The sequence below is a fragment of the Streptomyces sp. NPDC089424 genome, from assembly GCF_044749345.1.
Classification (GTDB): Bacteria; Actinomycetota; Actinomycetes; order Streptomycetales; family Streptomycetaceae; genus Streptomyces.
Genome location: NZ_JBIVHU010000005.1, coordinates 265,913 through 279,462, shown reverse-complemented (window position 1 = coordinate 279,462; position 13,550 = coordinate 265,913). Strand labels below are relative to the sequence as shown.

Below are 13,550 nucleotides of genomic sequence, written 5' to 3'. Positions count from 1 at the left end.
GCCTCCCTCCCTGCGTTCCCGCTCCCCGGATTCTTCCCTAACAAGTGTTTGGTAGGTTAGCGTGGGCCCATGACAGACGTCGAGACTCCGGCGTACGAGCCCGGGCACGGTCTCCTCAGCGGGCGCAGCGCCGTCGTCACCGCGGCGGCGGGCGCCGGGATCGGCGGCGCGACCGCGCGCAGGTTCCTGGAGGAGGGCGCGCGCGTGCTGATCAGCGACGCCCACACGCGCCGGCTGAAGGAGCACGAGGCCGCCCTCACCGCGCGGTTCGGCGCGGGGTCGGTCGCCGCGCAGCCCTGCGACGTCACCGACGAGGCACAGGTCAGGGCGCTGTTCGACAGGGCGGTGGCGGAGCACGGACGGCTGGACGTCGTCGTCAACAACGCCGGACTCGGCGGCACCTCGGTGCTCGTCGACATGACCGACGAGCAGTGGTCCCGCGTGCTCGACGTGACGCTGAACGGCACGTTCCGGTGCACGCGGGCGGCCCTGCGCGCCATGCGGGCGACCGGCGGTGTGATCGTCAACAACGCCTCCGTCGTCGGCTGGCGGGCCCAGGCCGGGCAGGCCCACTACGCCGCCGCGAAGGCCGGCGTGATGGCGCTGACCCGGTGCGCGGCGATCGAGGCCGCGCAGTACGGGGTGCGGGTCAACGCCGTCGCGCCGAGCCTCGCCCTGCATCCGCACCTGGCGAAGGTGACCACCCCCGAACTGCTCGCGGAACTCACCGCGCGCGAGGCGTTCGGGCGCTGCGCGCAGCCCTGGGAGGTGGCCAACGTGATCGTGTTCCTGGCCTCGGGCTACTCCTCCTACCTGACCGGAGAGGTCGTCTCCGTCAGCAGCCAGCACCCCTAGGACCACAATGGGTGCCGTGCCGACCAAGAAGAACCCCCAGGTGACCGCCTCCGCGCCGGAGCGCCGCCACGAACTCCTGCGCACCGCCGCCGAGGTCTTCGCCGAACAGGGGTACAACGCCACCACCGTCCGGACCATCGCCGACCACGCGGGCATGCTCGCGGGCAGCCTCTACTACCACTTCGACTCCAAGGAGTCGATGCTGGAGGAGATCCTGCGCACCTTCCTCGACGAGCTCTGGGACGGCTACGACACCGTCCTGGACGCCGGGCTCGGGCCGCGCGAGACGCTGCGGGCACTGGTCACGGAGTCGTTCCGGGAGATCGACCGGCACCGCGCGGCCGTCGCGATCTACCAGAAGGAGTCCAGGCAACTGGCGGCCCAGGAACGGTTCGCGTTCCTCGCCGAGTCGCAGCGCAAGTTCGAGAAGGCGTGGCTGTCCACGCTGGAACGCGGGGTCGCCGACCGGGTCTTCCGGGACGACCTCGACGTCCGGCTCACCTACCGGTTCGTGCGGGACACCGTGTGGGTCGCCGCGTCCTGGTACCGGCCGGGCGGACAGCACAGCCCGGAGGAGATCGCCCGGCAGTACCTGTCGATGGTGCTGGACGGGATCGCCGTACGCACATAACTCGCAGATCTTGCTGGGGAGTCGCCATGGCCGAGGCCTACATCGTCGAAGCGGTCCGCACGCCCGTCGGACGGCGCGGGGGAGGGCTCGGCGCGGTCCACCCGGCCGATCTGGGCGCGCATGTGCTGAGGGAACTGGTCGCGCGGGCCGGCGTGGATCCCGCGGCCGTCGAGGACGTCGTCCTCGGGTGCCTGGACACGGTGGGGCCGCAGGCCGGGGACATCGCGCGGACCTGCTGGCTGGCGGCCGGACTGCCCGAGGAGGTGCCGGGCGTGACCGTCGACCGGCAGTGCGGGTCCTCGCAGCAGGCCGTGCACTTCGCCGCGCAGGCCGTGCTGTCCGGGACGCAGGACCTGGTGGTGGCCGGGGGCGTGCAGAACATGTCGCAGATCCCCATCGCCTACGCCACCCGGCAGGCCGCCGAGCCGCTCGGCTTCACCGAGGGCCCGTTCGCGGGCAGCGAGGGCTGGCGCGCGCGGTACGGCGACCGGCCGGTGAACCAGTTCGCCGGGGCCGAGATGATCGCCGCGAAGTGGGGGATCAGCCGGCTGGAGCAGGAGGAGTTCGCGCTGCGCTCGCACCGGCGGGCGGTGCGCGCGATCGACGAGGGGCGCTTCGCCCGCGAGACCGTGCCCTGCGCGGGCGTGTCCGTCGACGAGGGGCCGCGACGCGACACCTCGGCCGAGAAGATGGCCGCGCTGAAGCCGGTCGTCGACGGCGGCACGGTGACCGCCGCCTGCTCGTCGCAGGTGTCCGACGGCGCGGCGGCGCTGCTGCTGGCCTCGGAGCGGGCGGTGCGCGAGCACGGGCTGACGCCGCGGGCGCGCGTCCACCATCTGTCGGCGCGCGGCGAGGACCCGATCCGCATGCTCACCGCGCCCATCCCGGCCACCGCGCACGCACTGAAGAAGACCGGACTCACTCTCGACGCCATCGACCTCGTCGAGATCAACGAGGCGTTCGCGCCCGTCGTCCTGGCCTGGCTCAAGGAGACCGGCGCCGACCCCGGCAAGGTCAACGTCAACGGCGGCGCGATCGCCCTGGGCCATCCGCTCGGCGCGACCGGCGCCAAGCTGATGACCACACTCCTGCACGAACTGGAGCGCACGGGCGGGCGGTTCGGGCTGCAGACGATGTGCGAGGGCGGCGGTCAGGCCAACGTGACGATCATCGAGCGGGTCTGAGCACCTCCAGGGACTTCAGCGCCGCCTCCGCCTCCTCGGTGATCCGCTCCACCAGCTCCGCGCACGAGGGCAGGTCGTCGATGACCCCGGCGACCTGGCCGCAGGCCATGACCCCGAGATCCGTCCGGCCGTCCACCATGGACGCCCTCAGCAGCATCGGCGTGTTCGCGGCCAGCAGGACCTGGCTCCAGGTCAGGTCCTTGCCCCGCTTCATGGCGAGGCCGTCCTGGAGCATCCGGCGCCAGGTGAGACCCGAGATCCGCCGGAAGCCGGCCGCGCGGTGGACGGCCCGCAGGAGCCGGCCGGCCCGGCCGGACCTCTCCAGGGCGTCGACCAGATCGGTGCGCAGCATCCGGTGGGGCAGGCCGTCGATCGCCGTCGTGACCGTGACGTCCCGGACGGCGGCCGCCAGATACCTGGCCTTCACCGCGTCCGGCACGGTCGAGTCCGACGTGAGCAGGAACCGTGTCCCCATGGCCACGCCCGCCGCCCCGTAGGCCAGCGCCGCGACCAGCCCGCGCCCGTCGAAGAAGCCGCCGGCCGCCACCACCGGGATGTCCACGGCGTCCACCACCTGCGGCAGCAGCACCGTCGTCGCCACCTCCCCGGTGTGCCCGCCGCCCTCACCGCCCTGCACGATCAGCGCGTCCGCGCCCCACGCCGCGACCTTCTCGGCATGCCGGCGCGCGCCGACCGAGGGGACGACCACGACGCCGGCCTCCTTGAGGGCGGTGATCAGGTCACGTGAGGGGGCCAGGGCGAAGGACGCGACCCGCACCCCCTCCTCGATCATGATCTGCACCCGGTCGGCCGCGTCCCGCGCGTCCGCGCGCAGGTTGACCCCGAAGGGGGCGCTCGTGCGCGCCCCGACCTCCCGTATCGCCTCGCGCAACCGGTCGGGCGTCATCGTGGCCGACGCCAGGACGCCCAGCGCTCCCGCGTTCGCCGCCGCGGAGACCAGGCGGGGGCCCGCGACCCAGCCCATCCCGGTCTGCACGATCGGGTGCCGTACGCCGACCAGCCTGGTGAACGCCGTCTCCATCAGGCCCGCACCTCCCGGTCCCGGTCGTCTGCCGGGTCGAGCACCTCGCGGATCAGACGCAGCTCGTCCGGGGTGGGCGTGCGGGTCGCCGCTGCCTCGGCCGGGATCGTCAGCGCGAAGCCGGTCGCCGCCACGACCTCCTCGACGCTCACTCCGGGATGCAGGGAGGCGAGCCGCATCGAGTGGTCCGGGGTCGCGAAGTCGAGCACGCACAGGTTCGAGACGACCCGGCCCAGACGGTGGAAGCGGGCCGTTTCCGGATGGCGGGCGGCGCGGTCGTGGCCGACTCCGCACACCATGTCGACGCGCTCCACGAACACCCGGCGGGAGTGCCGCGGGATCCAGTAACTCGTCGGGTTGTTGAGCGTGTTGACCGGCGCGCCGCGCACCCCGAGCAGCTGCCGGGCCGGCTTGGCCCAGTCGCCGACGCAGGAGATGTTCTGGTTGCCGAAACGGTCGATCTGGGCGGCGCCCATCATCACGTGCCGGCGGCCGCCGGTGACGAGGGTGAGGTGCCGGCGGTAGGGCAGCCAGCCCTCGGTGCTGCCCTCGGCGTCCACCAGCGTCGCCTCGCCGTCGGTGAGCAGCAGGTCGGGGGCGAAGGTGTGCCGCGCGAGCCGGGCGCCGAGGGAGGGGATCAGGCCCATGGGGCTCGCGAGCACCTCACCGGCACCGCGCCAGGCCTCGGCGCAGGCGATCACGCAGTACTCGGCGCGGGTCGGCGCCGGGACGGGCGCGGCAGCGGGCACGGGCGTCGCCGGGTTCATGAGCGCTCCTCGTCGCGCGGACGCCCGCCGGTCTCCTCGTGCCAGGCGTCGACGGCGGAGCGGTACGCCCGCTCGTCCCCGGTGAGGAACCGCGCGGCGAACTCCGGCCAGGGCGTGGTGGCGTAGTGCTTCTGGAAGGCCTCGTCCCGCGCGTGGTCCGGCGCGCACGACGTGAAGTGGGCGCCGCCGGGGGCCTCCACCACACCGGTCACCGTGTGCCGGGGGACGAGCAATGTCTGGGGCGCCGCCTCCTTCGTCAGCTCGGACGTGTCCACGATCCGCTCGCACGAGACGTACGCCGCCCCGGCCGCCGCGCAGAACAGGTCGTCGAAGTAGGGATCGGGGCCGAGGTACTGCCCGTTGCCCCGCCGGTCGGCGCGGTTCACGTGGACCAGCGCCGCGTCCAGGCGCAGGGCGGGCATGGCCACGAACGTCTCCCCGTCGTCGTACGGCGAGGTGACCGTGCGCAGAGCGGGGTTGACCCGCATGACGTCCGAGCCGATCCCGGCCCGCACCGGCAGGAACGGCAACCGGTTCGCCGCGGCCTCCAGTCCCCACAGGAACATCGCCTCGTCGATCTCCATCAGCTCGAACGCCCCACGCTCACGCGCCGCGCGGTAGTGCGGTTCGAGCGGGACGGAGTCGAGGGTGGTGAACGCCGCGACCAGCTTGCGGATCCGGCCGGCGGCGGCGAGCATGCCGACGTCCGGGCCGCCGTAGGAGACCACGGTGAGATCGGTGACGGAGGTGCGGAGCAGCGCTCTGACCAGTGCCATCGGCTTCCGCCGCGAGCCCCAGCCGCCGATGCCGAGGGTCATGCCGCTCTCCAGGCGGCTCACCGCCTCGTCGGCGCGCATCGTCTTGTCGGCCTTGTCTGCCTTGTCGGCCTTGTCTGCCGCGGTCGACGTCACTGCGGTTCCTCCTTCCCTGCCGTACCGAACGTGCTCCGCACCCGGTCCGCGACCCCGCTGAGGCCGGCCTCGAAGGTGAAGCCCTGCTCGAACCGGTAGCTGCGCCGCACGTCGACGGGGTCGATGCCGTTGATCGCCGCCTTGGCGAGGCGCAGCAGCCGGCCGTCCTTCGCGGCGATCTCGCGGGCCAGCTCCAGGGCGGCGGCGTCCAGTTGCGCACCCGGCACCACCCGCCACACCGAGCCGTGCGCGTGCAGCTCGGCCGCGCTCGCCGTGCGGGAGGTGTAGTACAGCGCGCGCATGAGGTGCTGCGGGACCAGGCGGGCCAGGTGCGTGGCCGCTCCGAGGGCGCCCCGGTCGAGCTCCGGCAAGCCGAAGGCGGCGTCCTCGCTCGCCACGATCGCGTCCGCGTTGCCCACGAGCCCGATGCCGCCGCCGAGGCAGAAGCCCCGCACGGCCGCCACGACCGGGACCTCGCACTCGTACACCGCCGCGAAGGCCTCCGCGCAGCCGGAGTTGGCACCGAGCAGGGCGTCGGAGCCCCGTGCCTGCAGCTCCTTGATGTCCACCCCCGCGTTGAAGCCGCGCCCCTCGGCGGTCAGCACGACGCAGCGGACGCCCAGGTCCCGCCCGGCGGTGCGCACCGCGTCCGCCAGGGCGTACCAGCCGTGCACCGGCAGCGCGTTCACCGGGGGGAAGTCGACCGTGACGACGCAGATCCCCATTTCCGGGGACGAGGTGGAGACACCCATGGCCGCATCAGCTACCTTTCCACCAAACATTTGTTAGGTGTGACGCCTCGAAGCTAGCAGCCGCCGATTCAGCGGGGGAGCCCCTGTGGACAACACCGACCCTGTGGACAGTCCGCGGTCGCCCGAGCTCCTCGGCCGGACCGTCGTCGTCACGGGCGGCACGCGAGGGGTCGGCGCCGGGATCGCGCGGGCCTTCGCCGAGGCCGGCGCCGAGGTCGTGACCTGCGCCCGACGGCCGCCCGAGGTCCCCGTGGCGGGCGCCCGGTTCGTCCCCCTCGACCTGCGGGAGCCCGCCGCCGTGCGGGACTTCTTCGCCGCCCTGCCCCGGCTCGACGTCCTCGTCAACAACGCCGGCGGCACGCCGTACCGGCTCCTGACCGACGTCGACGCCGAACGGCACGCCCGGGTCGTCGAGCTGAACCTCCTCGCCCCGCTGACCGCGTCGCTCGCCGCGTACGAGCACCTGCGGCGGGCGCGGGGGTGCGTGGTGATGATCGGCAGCGTGAGCGGTGGCAGGCCGTCACCCGGGTCGGCCGCGTACGGCGCCGCCAAGGCCGGGCTGGAGAGCCTCGCCCGTTCGATGGCCGTGGAGTGGGCGCCCGACGTACGGGTGAACACGCTCGTCGTCGGCATGGTGCGCACCGGCCTGTCGCATCTGCACTACGGCGGCGAGGAGGGCGTCGCCGCCGTCGCCCGCACGGTTCCGCTCGGCCGGCTCGCCGCACCGGCCGACGTCGGGGCGGCCGCCGTGTTCCTGGCGTCGGACGCCGCGTCGTACATCAGCGGGGCCGGCCTGGAGGTGCATGGCGGCGGCGAGCGCCCCGCCTTCCTGGACGCCGCCGCCCACGGAAACCCTCAGGAGGGATGAGATGAGCGCGAGCCGCATGTGCGAAGGGCGCGTCGTGGTCGTCACCGGGGCCGGCCGGGGGCTCGGGCGGGCGCACGCGCTCGCCTTCGCCGCCGAGGGGGCACGGGTCGTCGTCAACGACCTCGGGGTCGGGCTGGACGGCCGCCCCGGCGCCGGCAGTCCGGCCGACCGGGTGGCCGCCGAGATCCGTGCGGTGGGCGGCGAGGCCGTCGCGCACGCCGGTGACATCGCCACCACCGAGGGCGCCGCCTCACTGATCGGGACCGCGCTGGAGACGTACGGCCGGCTCGACACGCTGGTCGGCAACGCGGGCTTCCTGCGCGACCGGATGCTCGTCAACCTGGACGAGGACGACTGGGACGACGTCCTGCGCGTCCATCTCAAGGGGCACTTCCTGCCGTTGAAGCACGCCGCCGCGCACTGGCGGGCCGAGGCGAAGGCGGGCCGCACGCCCGAGGCCCGGATCGTCGCCACCAGCAGCGGGGCCGGGCTGCTGGGCTCGGTCGGGCAGGGCAACTACAGCGCCGCCAAGGCCGGGATCGTCGGGCTGACCCTGGTCGCGGCGGCGGAGCTGGCCCGGTACGGCGTGCAGGTCAACGCCATCGCCCCGGCGGCGCGTACCCGGATGACGGAGCGGACCTTCGCCGCGGCCATGGCGGCGCCGGGCGGCGGCTTCGACGCGATGGCTCCGGAGAACGTCTCCCCGCTGGTCGTCTGGCTGGGCTCCGCGGCGAGCGCGGGCGTCACCGGCCGGGTGTTCGAGACGGAGGGCGGCCGGATCACCGTGATGGAGGGCTGGCGTCCGGGGCCCACCGCCGACAAGGGGGCCCGCTGGCACGTGGCCGAACTCGACCAGGTGGTACGGGAACTGCTGGCAGGCTCCCGCACACCCGCACCGGTGTACGGCGCCACCACCCTCTAGGTGTCGCACTCCAGCACCGACCGGCACAGCGCGCACCGCGCCCGCACCCGTCCGCGCACCGGCACCCGGATCCGCTGGTGGCAGGTGGGGCAGGGGAACGACACCCGCAGCGGGCCGTCGGCGTCGGGGGAGAAGGCGTACGGCGAGCCCGGCGGGCCGGTCGGGGTGTGGCGGCTCTGGGCGTGGCGGCGGTCGCGGGCGTAGCGGCGGCGGCCGGCCCAGCCCGCCGCGGTGAGCGGTGGCTGCTGTTCGTCGTGACGGGCCAGCGTCATGCCCTTGACGTAGGCCGTGTACGCCTGCGGGCTGGTGAACCACGGCGAGGGGTCCTCATCGAAGACCAGGGCGCGCTTGGCGAGGACGTACCCGAACTCCTCGGGGGTCAGATAGCCGAGCTTCTGGCTGGAGTCCGCGTCCTCCCGGTAGGCGTCCAGGAGCAGCCAGCCCGCGCCCAGGTACGTCGTCGCCGTGTCCGTGAGGATCTCGTTGTCGCGCGTGCCGGGGAACGACAGGTCCAGGCGATGCAGGTAGACATGCATGATCTCGTGTGCGAGCGCCGCGCCGATGTCCCGGCGGTGGGTGCGGAACCGATCGTTCAGTTCCACGAAGTACTCGGGGCCCGCGGTGAGTTCGACGTTCGCCGCGTACTGCATCTCGCGGAAGCTGACGATCAGGCGGGCGTCCGGCAGCCGGTAGTGCCTCACCAGTTCCCGGGCCACGCGCTGGGCGCCCAGATACAGGTCGTCGGTGTCGCAGAAGGCCACGTCGGCCGGCAGGACACTGACCCCGAACGTCTGGATCCCGTCGTAGGACAAGCGCCTGTACAGCGCCGTCACGGCGGCCCGCACCGTCTCCAGGTGCGGGTAGCCGTGCTCGACCGGTCCGTCGTTCGCCACGCCCGTACCCCCAAGACGCCGTGAACCCGGTTCCACTCTACGAGGGAGAGAGCGGAATTTCGCTCGACGGGTTGCGCGGGTCCCGCGTGAGATCAGTCCTTGTCACCGCGGCGGCCCGATCTTCATACTGGCGAGCCGCTCAATCCGCCACGAAGGGAAGTACGTTGACCCATAACGCGACGACGAGAAGCGGTCTGACCCTGGCCAAAAGAGCCGCGGCGGCCGGTGCCGTCGCTCTCGCGGTCGCCAGCCTCCAGCCCGTCAGCGCGCACGCCGCGGACACCCGCGTCATCGGAGGCAAGCCCGCCGTACAGAACGAGTTCCCGTTCATGGTCCACCTCTCGATGGGCTGTGGCGGTGCGCTCTACAAGAAGGACGTGGTCCTGACCGCCGCCCACTGCATGGAGGGCTCCGGCAACAACACCCGCATCACGGTCACCGCGGGCGTCGCCGACCTCAACTCCGCCGCCGCGATCAAGGTCAAGTCGACCAAGGTCAAGGTGGCGCCGGGCTACAACGGCGTCGGCAAGGACTGGGCGCTGATCAAGCTCGCCCGGCCGATCGACAAGCCCACGCTGAAGATCGCCACCACCAACCGCTACAACCGCGGCACCTTCACCATCGCGGGCTGGGGCGACACCCGCGAGGGCGCGAACACCGGCACCACCAAGCTCCAGAAGGCCTCGGTGCCCTTCGTCACCGACCGTGCCTGCAAGTGGCACTACGGCAGCCGCCTGACGAGCACGGAGGAACTGTGCGCCGGCTACCAGAGCGGCGGCATCGACACCTGCCAGGGTGACTCCGGCGGCCCCATGTTCCGCAAGGACGACGCCGGCAAGTGGATCCAGGTCGGCATCGTCAGCTGGGGCGACGGCTGCGCCCGTTCCGGCGTCCCCGGTGTCTACACCGAGGTCAGCCACTTCGCGGCGGACATAGCCCGGGCCGCGAGCGCGCTGTAGGACGGCGGTTCGGTGGGGCGGCGGCGCGTGCCGGGGGTCCACCGAACACTCCTTCGGCACCGCGCCCCTCCAGGTCGGCGGCGAGGACGGCGACCTGGAGCGGCCGCCCGCCGCGTAGGGTGGGCGCCCATGACCACCAGCAACACCACCCCCGGTGACGTGGGCCCGGCCGTCCGCGAGGAGCTCTCCCGGCTGCGTGACAGCATCGACAACATCGACGCGGCCGTCGTCCACATGCTCGCCGAGCGGTTCAAGTGCACCCAGCAGGTCGGCCGCCTCAAGGCCCTGCACCGGCTGCCGCCCGCCGACCCGGCCCGCGAGGCACGGCAGATCGACCGCCTGCGCTCCCTCGCCGAGAGCGCCAAGCTCGACCCCGGATTCGCTGAAAAATTTCTCAATTTCATCATCGGCGAAGTGATCAGGCACCACGAGCGCATCGCCGAGGACACCGCGAACGCCGCGCCCCCGGCAGCCGATTGACCTCGGCGAACACGGCCGCCACCGGCCGGCGCGCGGTCCGGCCGGTGCGCCCCGCGCCCTGCACTGATCGTCAACCGGCCGCCACTCCCCGTCAGCACCTCGCATACTCTGGACTCCACGCCGGAGGGAGTTCGGGCATGGGGTCGGACGCCAAGATCCTCATCGTCGACGACCACGAGGACACGCTGTACGCGCTGGAGAGCGCCCTGGCCCCGCTCGGCTACGACCTGGGCCGCGCCATCAGCGGGGACGAGGCGCTGAAACAGGTGCTCCGCGGCCACGTCGGCCTGCTGCTGCTCGATGTGCGCATGCCCGGCGTCAGCGGGCTGGACGTGGTGCGCTACCTGCGCCGCCTGGAGCAGACCCAGCACATCCCGGTCGTCCTGCTCACCGGCTACGGCGCGGACCACGAGCTGACCTCCACCGCCTTCGGCCTCGGCGTCGCGGACCTGCTGATGAAGCCGGTCGACCCCTGGGCGCTGCGCACCAAGGTCCGCTACCTCTACGACGCCCACCAGCGCCACCAGGCCCTGGAGCGCGAGATCCGCGAGCTGCGCGCCCTGGACCGGCCGCGGGAGCGCGGGCGCCGCCGGGCGCACGGGGGCTCACCGGCGGCCGAGGAGTCCGCGGCGCAACCGGAGGAACCGGGCGCACGCCTGCCCGTCCAGCGCGACCGGCGCGGGTCGGCGGCGCCGACGCAGGACCACACGTAGCCACCCGGAACCGCCCGCCCCTGTCCTGCCGTCACCGGCATCAGGCAGCATGTGATCCATGTCCGTACTCACGCGCGACGAAGCGCAGACCCGTGCCCAGCTCCTCGACGTCCGTCACTACCGGGTCGACCTCGACCTGACAGCGGGTGACGAGACCTTCGACTCCCGCACGGTGATCGGGTTCACCGCGCGAACCGAGGCGGACACCTTCGTCGAGCTGAAGCCCGCAGAGCTGCGCTCGGTGACCCTGGACGGACAGCCCCTCGACCCCGAGAGCCTCGACGGCAACCGCCTGCCCCTGAAGAACCTCGCCGCCGGCGACCACGAGCTGCGCGTCGACGCCGCCATGCGCTACTCCCGCACCGGCGAGGGCATGCACCGCTTCACGGACCCCACCGACGGCGAGACGTACGTCTACACCCAGCTGTTCCTGGACGACGTGCAGCGCGTCTTCGCCGCGTTCGACCAGCCTGACCTGAAGGCCGTCTTCGAGGTGTCGGTGACCGCGCCCGAGGGCTGGACCGTGCTGTCCAACGGCATCACCGCGCACAGCGGCGGCGTGTGGCGGGCCGCGCCGACCCCGCCGATCTCCACCTACCTCGTCGCCGTCGCCGCCGGGCCCTGGCACACGGTGCGCACCGAACACCGCGGCCTGCCCTTCGGCATCCACTGCCGCCGCAGCCTCGCGCCGTACCTCGACGCGGACGCCGACGAGATCCTCGACGTCACGCGCGCCTGCTTCGACCGCTACCACGAGAAGTTCGAGGAGCCGTACCCCTTCGACTCCTACGACCAGGCGTTCGTCCCCGAGTTCAACGCCGGTGCCATGGAGAACCCGGGCCTGGTCACCTTCCGCGACGACTTCGTCTACCGCTCCGCCGTCACCGAGACCGAACGCCAGACCCGGGCGATGGTCATCGCCCACGAGATGGCCCACATGTGGTTCGGCGACCTCGTCACCCTGCGGTGGTGGGACGACATCTGGCTGAACGAGTCCTTCGCCGAGTACATGGGCTACCAGACGCTCGGCGAGGCCACCCGCTTCCTCGGCGCCTGGACCGAGTTCGGCGTCGTCCGCAAGGGCTGGGGCTACGACGCCGACCAGCGACCCTCCACGCACCCCGTCGCCCCCGAGTCCGTCGACGACACCGCCGCCGCCCTGCTCAACTTCGACGGCATCTCCTACGCCAAGGGCGCCTCCGCCCTGCGCCAGCTCGTCACCTGGCTCGGAGAGAAGGACTTCCTCGCCGGCATCAACACCCACTTCGCCCGGCACCGGTTCGGCAACGCCACCCTCGCCGACTTCATCGACTCGCTCGCCGCCACCACCGAGCGCGACGTGCACGCCTGGGCCGCGGCCTGGCTGCGCACCACCGGCGTCGACACCCTCACCCCGCGGATCACCAGCGGCGACAACGGCGTCTGCGCGCTCACCGTCGACCACCACGGCAGCCGCCCGCACCGCGTCGCCGTCGGCCTCTACGACCACGACCTCGGCGACGAGGGCCGCCTCGTCCTGCGCGAACGGCTCGACCTCGACGTCCCGGACACCGGCGACCGCCCCGTCGGCAAGCGCCCCGCGCTGCTGCTCCTCAACGACGGCGACCTCACCTACGCCAAGGTCCGCTTCGACACGCGGTCCTTCCGGACGGTGCGCGACGCGCTGTCCGGCCTGCCCGACCCGCTCACCCGCGCCGTGGTGTGGAACGCCCTCAGGGACGCCGTCCGCGACGCCGAACTGCCCCCGGCCACCTACCTGGAGACGGCCCGCGCGCACCTGCCCCACGAGACCGACCTCGCGCTCGTCCAGGCCGTCCTCGACTTCTGCGCCCGCCAGATCGCCGGCCGCTACCTCACCCCCGAGGAGCGCCCCGCCGCCGGGGCCGCCCTCTCCGCCCTCTGCCGCGACCTGCTGCGCCGCACCGAGGACGGCGACAACCCGGGCCTGCGGCTGCTCGCCGTCCGCCACTTCGTGGACGTCGCCGCGCACCCCGACACCATCGCCGCCTGGCTCGCCGACGGCATCGTCCCCGGCGGACCCGAGCTCGACCCCGAGCTGCGCTGGCGCGTACTCGGCCGGCTGGCCGTGCTAGGCGCGACGGACGAGGCCGCCATCGCCGCCGAACTCGCCCGCGACCCCAGCGCCACCGGCCAGGAGGGCGCCGCCCGCTGCCGCGCCGCCCTGCCCGACGCCCAGGCCAAGCGGACGGCGTGGGAGGCCATGTTCACCCACGACGAACTGTCCAACTACCTTTTCAAGGCCACCGCCCAGGGCTTCTGGCAGCCCGAACAGACCGACCTCGTAAGGGAGTACGTGCCGCGCTACTACGAGGACGCCGTCGCGGTTGCGGCCCGTCGCGGCCCGGCCATCGCCGAGGCGGCGGGCGCCTGGGCCTTCCCCGCCCACGCCGTCGACCCCGAGACGCTGCGCCTGGGCGAGGAGTGCCTGCGCGCGGCGGACCCGGTGCCCGCGCTGCGCCGCAAGCTCACCGACCAACTCGACGACCTGGCGCGCGCGTTGCGCGTGCGGGAGGCGGCCGGCTCCGACCGCAGGCCCTGACGCCGGCCCCCGG

14 protein-coding genes are annotated in these 13,550 nt (G+C 73.1%); 9 read left to right on the top strand and 5 right to left on the bottom strand.

The window, feature by feature from the left end; translation table 11 throughout:
• Positions 1 to 69 precede the first annotated feature (69 nt).
• Genes ACIP2X_RS23835 through ACIP2X_RS23825 form a run of 3 tightly spaced genes read left to right on the top strand, consistent with a single transcriptional unit; the run spans position 70 to position 2,670 of the window.
• On the top strand, positions 70 to 855 hold the full coding sequence (locus ACIP2X_RS23835; protein WP_401676320.1) for an SDR family oxidoreductase: 786 nt from the start codon (positions 70 to 72) through the stop codon (positions 853 to 855).
• Between the two features lie 16 nt (positions 856 to 871).
• Entirely contained in the window at positions 872 to 1,486 is a 615-nt protein-coding gene (locus ACIP2X_RS23830; RefSeq protein ID WP_401676318.1) for a TetR/AcrR family transcriptional regulator, read from the top strand.
• A gap of 26 nt (positions 1,487 to 1,512) precedes the next feature.
• Entirely contained in the window at positions 1,513 to 2,670 is a 1,158-nt protein-coding gene (locus ACIP2X_RS23825; protein ID WP_401676316.1) for an acetyl-CoA C-acetyltransferase, read from the top strand.
• Here ACIP2X_RS23825 and ACIP2X_RS23820 read toward each other — a convergent pair.
• From ACIP2X_RS23820 to ACIP2X_RS23805, 4 genes are read right to left on the bottom strand one after another with little or no spacing between them, the layout of a single operon-like run.
• Positions 2,654 to 3,712 carry an NAD(P)H-dependent flavin oxidoreductase gene (locus ACIP2X_RS23820; protein WP_401676313.1) on the bottom strand — a complete coding sequence of 353 codons (1,059 nt, stop codon included), beginning with the start codon at positions 3,710 to 3,712 and terminating at the stop codon, positions 2,654 to 2,656. The two genes, ACIP2X_RS23825 and ACIP2X_RS23820, sit on opposite strands and share 17 nt — an antisense overlap.
• Positions 3,712 to 4,479, bottom strand: a complete 768-nt coding sequence (locus tag ACIP2X_RS23815; protein WP_401676311.1) for a CoA-transferase subunit beta — start codon at positions 4,477 to 4,479, stop codon at positions 3,712 to 3,714. The genes ACIP2X_RS23820 and ACIP2X_RS23815 overlap by 1 nt, the downstream gene beginning before the upstream one ends.
• Positions 4,476 to 5,336, bottom strand: a complete 861-nt coding sequence (locus tag ACIP2X_RS23810; RefSeq protein WP_401676563.1) for a CoA transferase subunit A — start codon at positions 5,334 to 5,336, stop codon at positions 4,476 to 4,478. Before ACIP2X_RS23810 ends, ACIP2X_RS23815 begins: the two co-directional genes overlap by 4 nt.
• Before the next feature lie 50 nt (positions 5,337 to 5,386).
• Positions 5,387 to 6,142, bottom strand: a complete 756-nt coding sequence (locus tag ACIP2X_RS23805) for an enoyl-CoA hydratase family protein (RefSeq protein WP_401676309.1) — start codon at positions 6,140 to 6,142, stop codon at positions 5,387 to 5,389.
• Between the two features lie 85 nt (positions 6,143 to 6,227).
• Here ACIP2X_RS23805 and ACIP2X_RS23800 point away from each other — a divergent pair, with 85 nt between their 5' ends.
• Together ACIP2X_RS23800 and ACIP2X_RS23795 are read left to right on the top strand one after the other, a co-directional pair.
• Positions 6,228 to 7,010 carry an SDR family oxidoreductase gene (locus ACIP2X_RS23800; RefSeq protein WP_401676307.1) on the top strand — a complete coding sequence of 261 codons (783 nt, stop codon included), beginning with the start codon at positions 6,228 to 6,230 and terminating at the stop codon, positions 7,008 to 7,010.
• Between the two features lies 1 nt (position 7,011).
• On the top strand, positions 7,012 to 7,932 hold the full coding sequence (locus tag ACIP2X_RS23795; protein ID WP_401676305.1) for an SDR family oxidoreductase: 921 nt from the start codon (positions 7,012 to 7,014) through the stop codon (positions 7,930 to 7,932).
• Here ACIP2X_RS23795 and ACIP2X_RS23790 read toward each other — a convergent pair.
• Complete coding sequence (locus ACIP2X_RS23790; protein ID WP_401676303.1) at positions 7,929 to 8,825, bottom strand: hypothetical protein; 897 nt, start codon at positions 8,823 to 8,825, stop codon at positions 7,929 to 7,931. The two genes, ACIP2X_RS23795 and ACIP2X_RS23790, sit on opposite strands and share 4 nt — an antisense overlap.
• A gap of 164 nt (positions 8,826 to 8,989) precedes the next feature.
• On the opposite strand from ACIP2X_RS23790, the gene ACIP2X_RS23785 reads away from it, so the two are divergent.
• The 4 genes from ACIP2X_RS23785 to pepN all read left to right on the top strand — a co-directional run bounded on the left by ACIP2X_RS23785 (position 8,990) and on the right by pepN (position 13,537).
• A complete protein-coding gene (locus ACIP2X_RS23785) occupies positions 8,990 to 9,784 on the top strand; it encodes a S1 family peptidase (RefSeq protein ID WP_401676301.1) in 795 nt (264 codons plus the stop codon).
• A 129-nt stretch (positions 9,785 to 9,913) separates the two neighbouring features.
• Positions 9,914 to 10,264 (top strand): chorismate mutase, encoded by a 351-nt coding sequence (locus tag ACIP2X_RS23780; protein ID WP_401676299.1) that lies wholly within the window; start codon positions 9,914 to 9,916, stop codon positions 10,262 to 10,264.
• Between the two features lie 137 nt (positions 10,265 to 10,401).
• Entirely contained in the window at positions 10,402 to 10,977 is a 576-nt protein-coding gene (locus ACIP2X_RS23775; RefSeq protein ID WP_401676297.1) for a two-component system response regulator, read from the top strand.
• Positions 10,978 to 11,035: 58 nt separating this feature from the next.
• Entirely contained in the window at positions 11,036 to 13,537 is a 2,502-nt protein-coding gene (gene pepN, locus ACIP2X_RS23770; RefSeq protein ID WP_401676295.1) for an aminopeptidase N, read from the top strand.
• Positions 13,538 to 13,550 lie beyond the last annotated feature (13 nt).

What these genes read in the sequence shown, in the direction of transcription:
- ACIP2X_RS23825 (WP_401676316.1), top strand. Translation starts at nt 1,513, where the DNA reads ATGGCCGAGGCCTACATCGTCGAAGCGGTCCGCACGCCCGTCGGACGG.
- ACIP2X_RS23815 (WP_401676311.1), bottom strand. Translation starts at nt 4,479, where the DNA reads ATGAACCCGGCGACGCCCGTGCCCGCTGCCGCGCCCGTCCCGGCGCCG.
- ACIP2X_RS23835 (WP_401676320.1), top strand. Translation starts at nt 70, where the DNA reads ATGACAGACGTCGAGACTCCGGCGTACGAGCCCGGGCACGGTCTCCTC.
- ACIP2X_RS23820 (WP_401676313.1), bottom strand. Translation starts at nt 3,712, where the DNA reads ATGGAGACGGCGTTCACCAGGCTGGTCGGCGTACGGCACCCGATCGTG.
- pepN (WP_401676295.1), top strand. Translation starts at nt 11,036, where the DNA reads ATGTCCGTACTCACGCGCGACGAAGCGCAGACCCGTGCCCAGCTCCTC.
- ACIP2X_RS23805 (WP_401676309.1), bottom strand. Translation starts at nt 6,142, where the DNA reads ATGGGTGTCTCCACCTCGTCCCCGGAAATGGGGATCTGCGTCGTCACG.
- ACIP2X_RS23810 (WP_401676563.1), bottom strand. Translation starts at nt 5,336, where the DNA reads ATGCGCGCCGACGAGGCGGTGAGCCGCCTGGAGAGCGGCATGACCCTC.
- ACIP2X_RS23775 (WP_401676297.1), top strand. Translation starts at nt 10,402, where the DNA reads ATGGGGTCGGACGCCAAGATCCTCATCGTCGACGACCACGAGGACACG.
- ACIP2X_RS23795 (WP_401676305.1), top strand. Translation starts at nt 7,012, where the DNA reads ATGAGCGCGAGCCGCATGTGCGAAGGGCGCGTCGTGGTCGTCACCGGG.
- ACIP2X_RS23780 (WP_401676299.1), top strand. Translation starts at nt 9,914, where the DNA reads ATGACCACCAGCAACACCACCCCCGGTGACGTGGGCCCGGCCGTCCGC.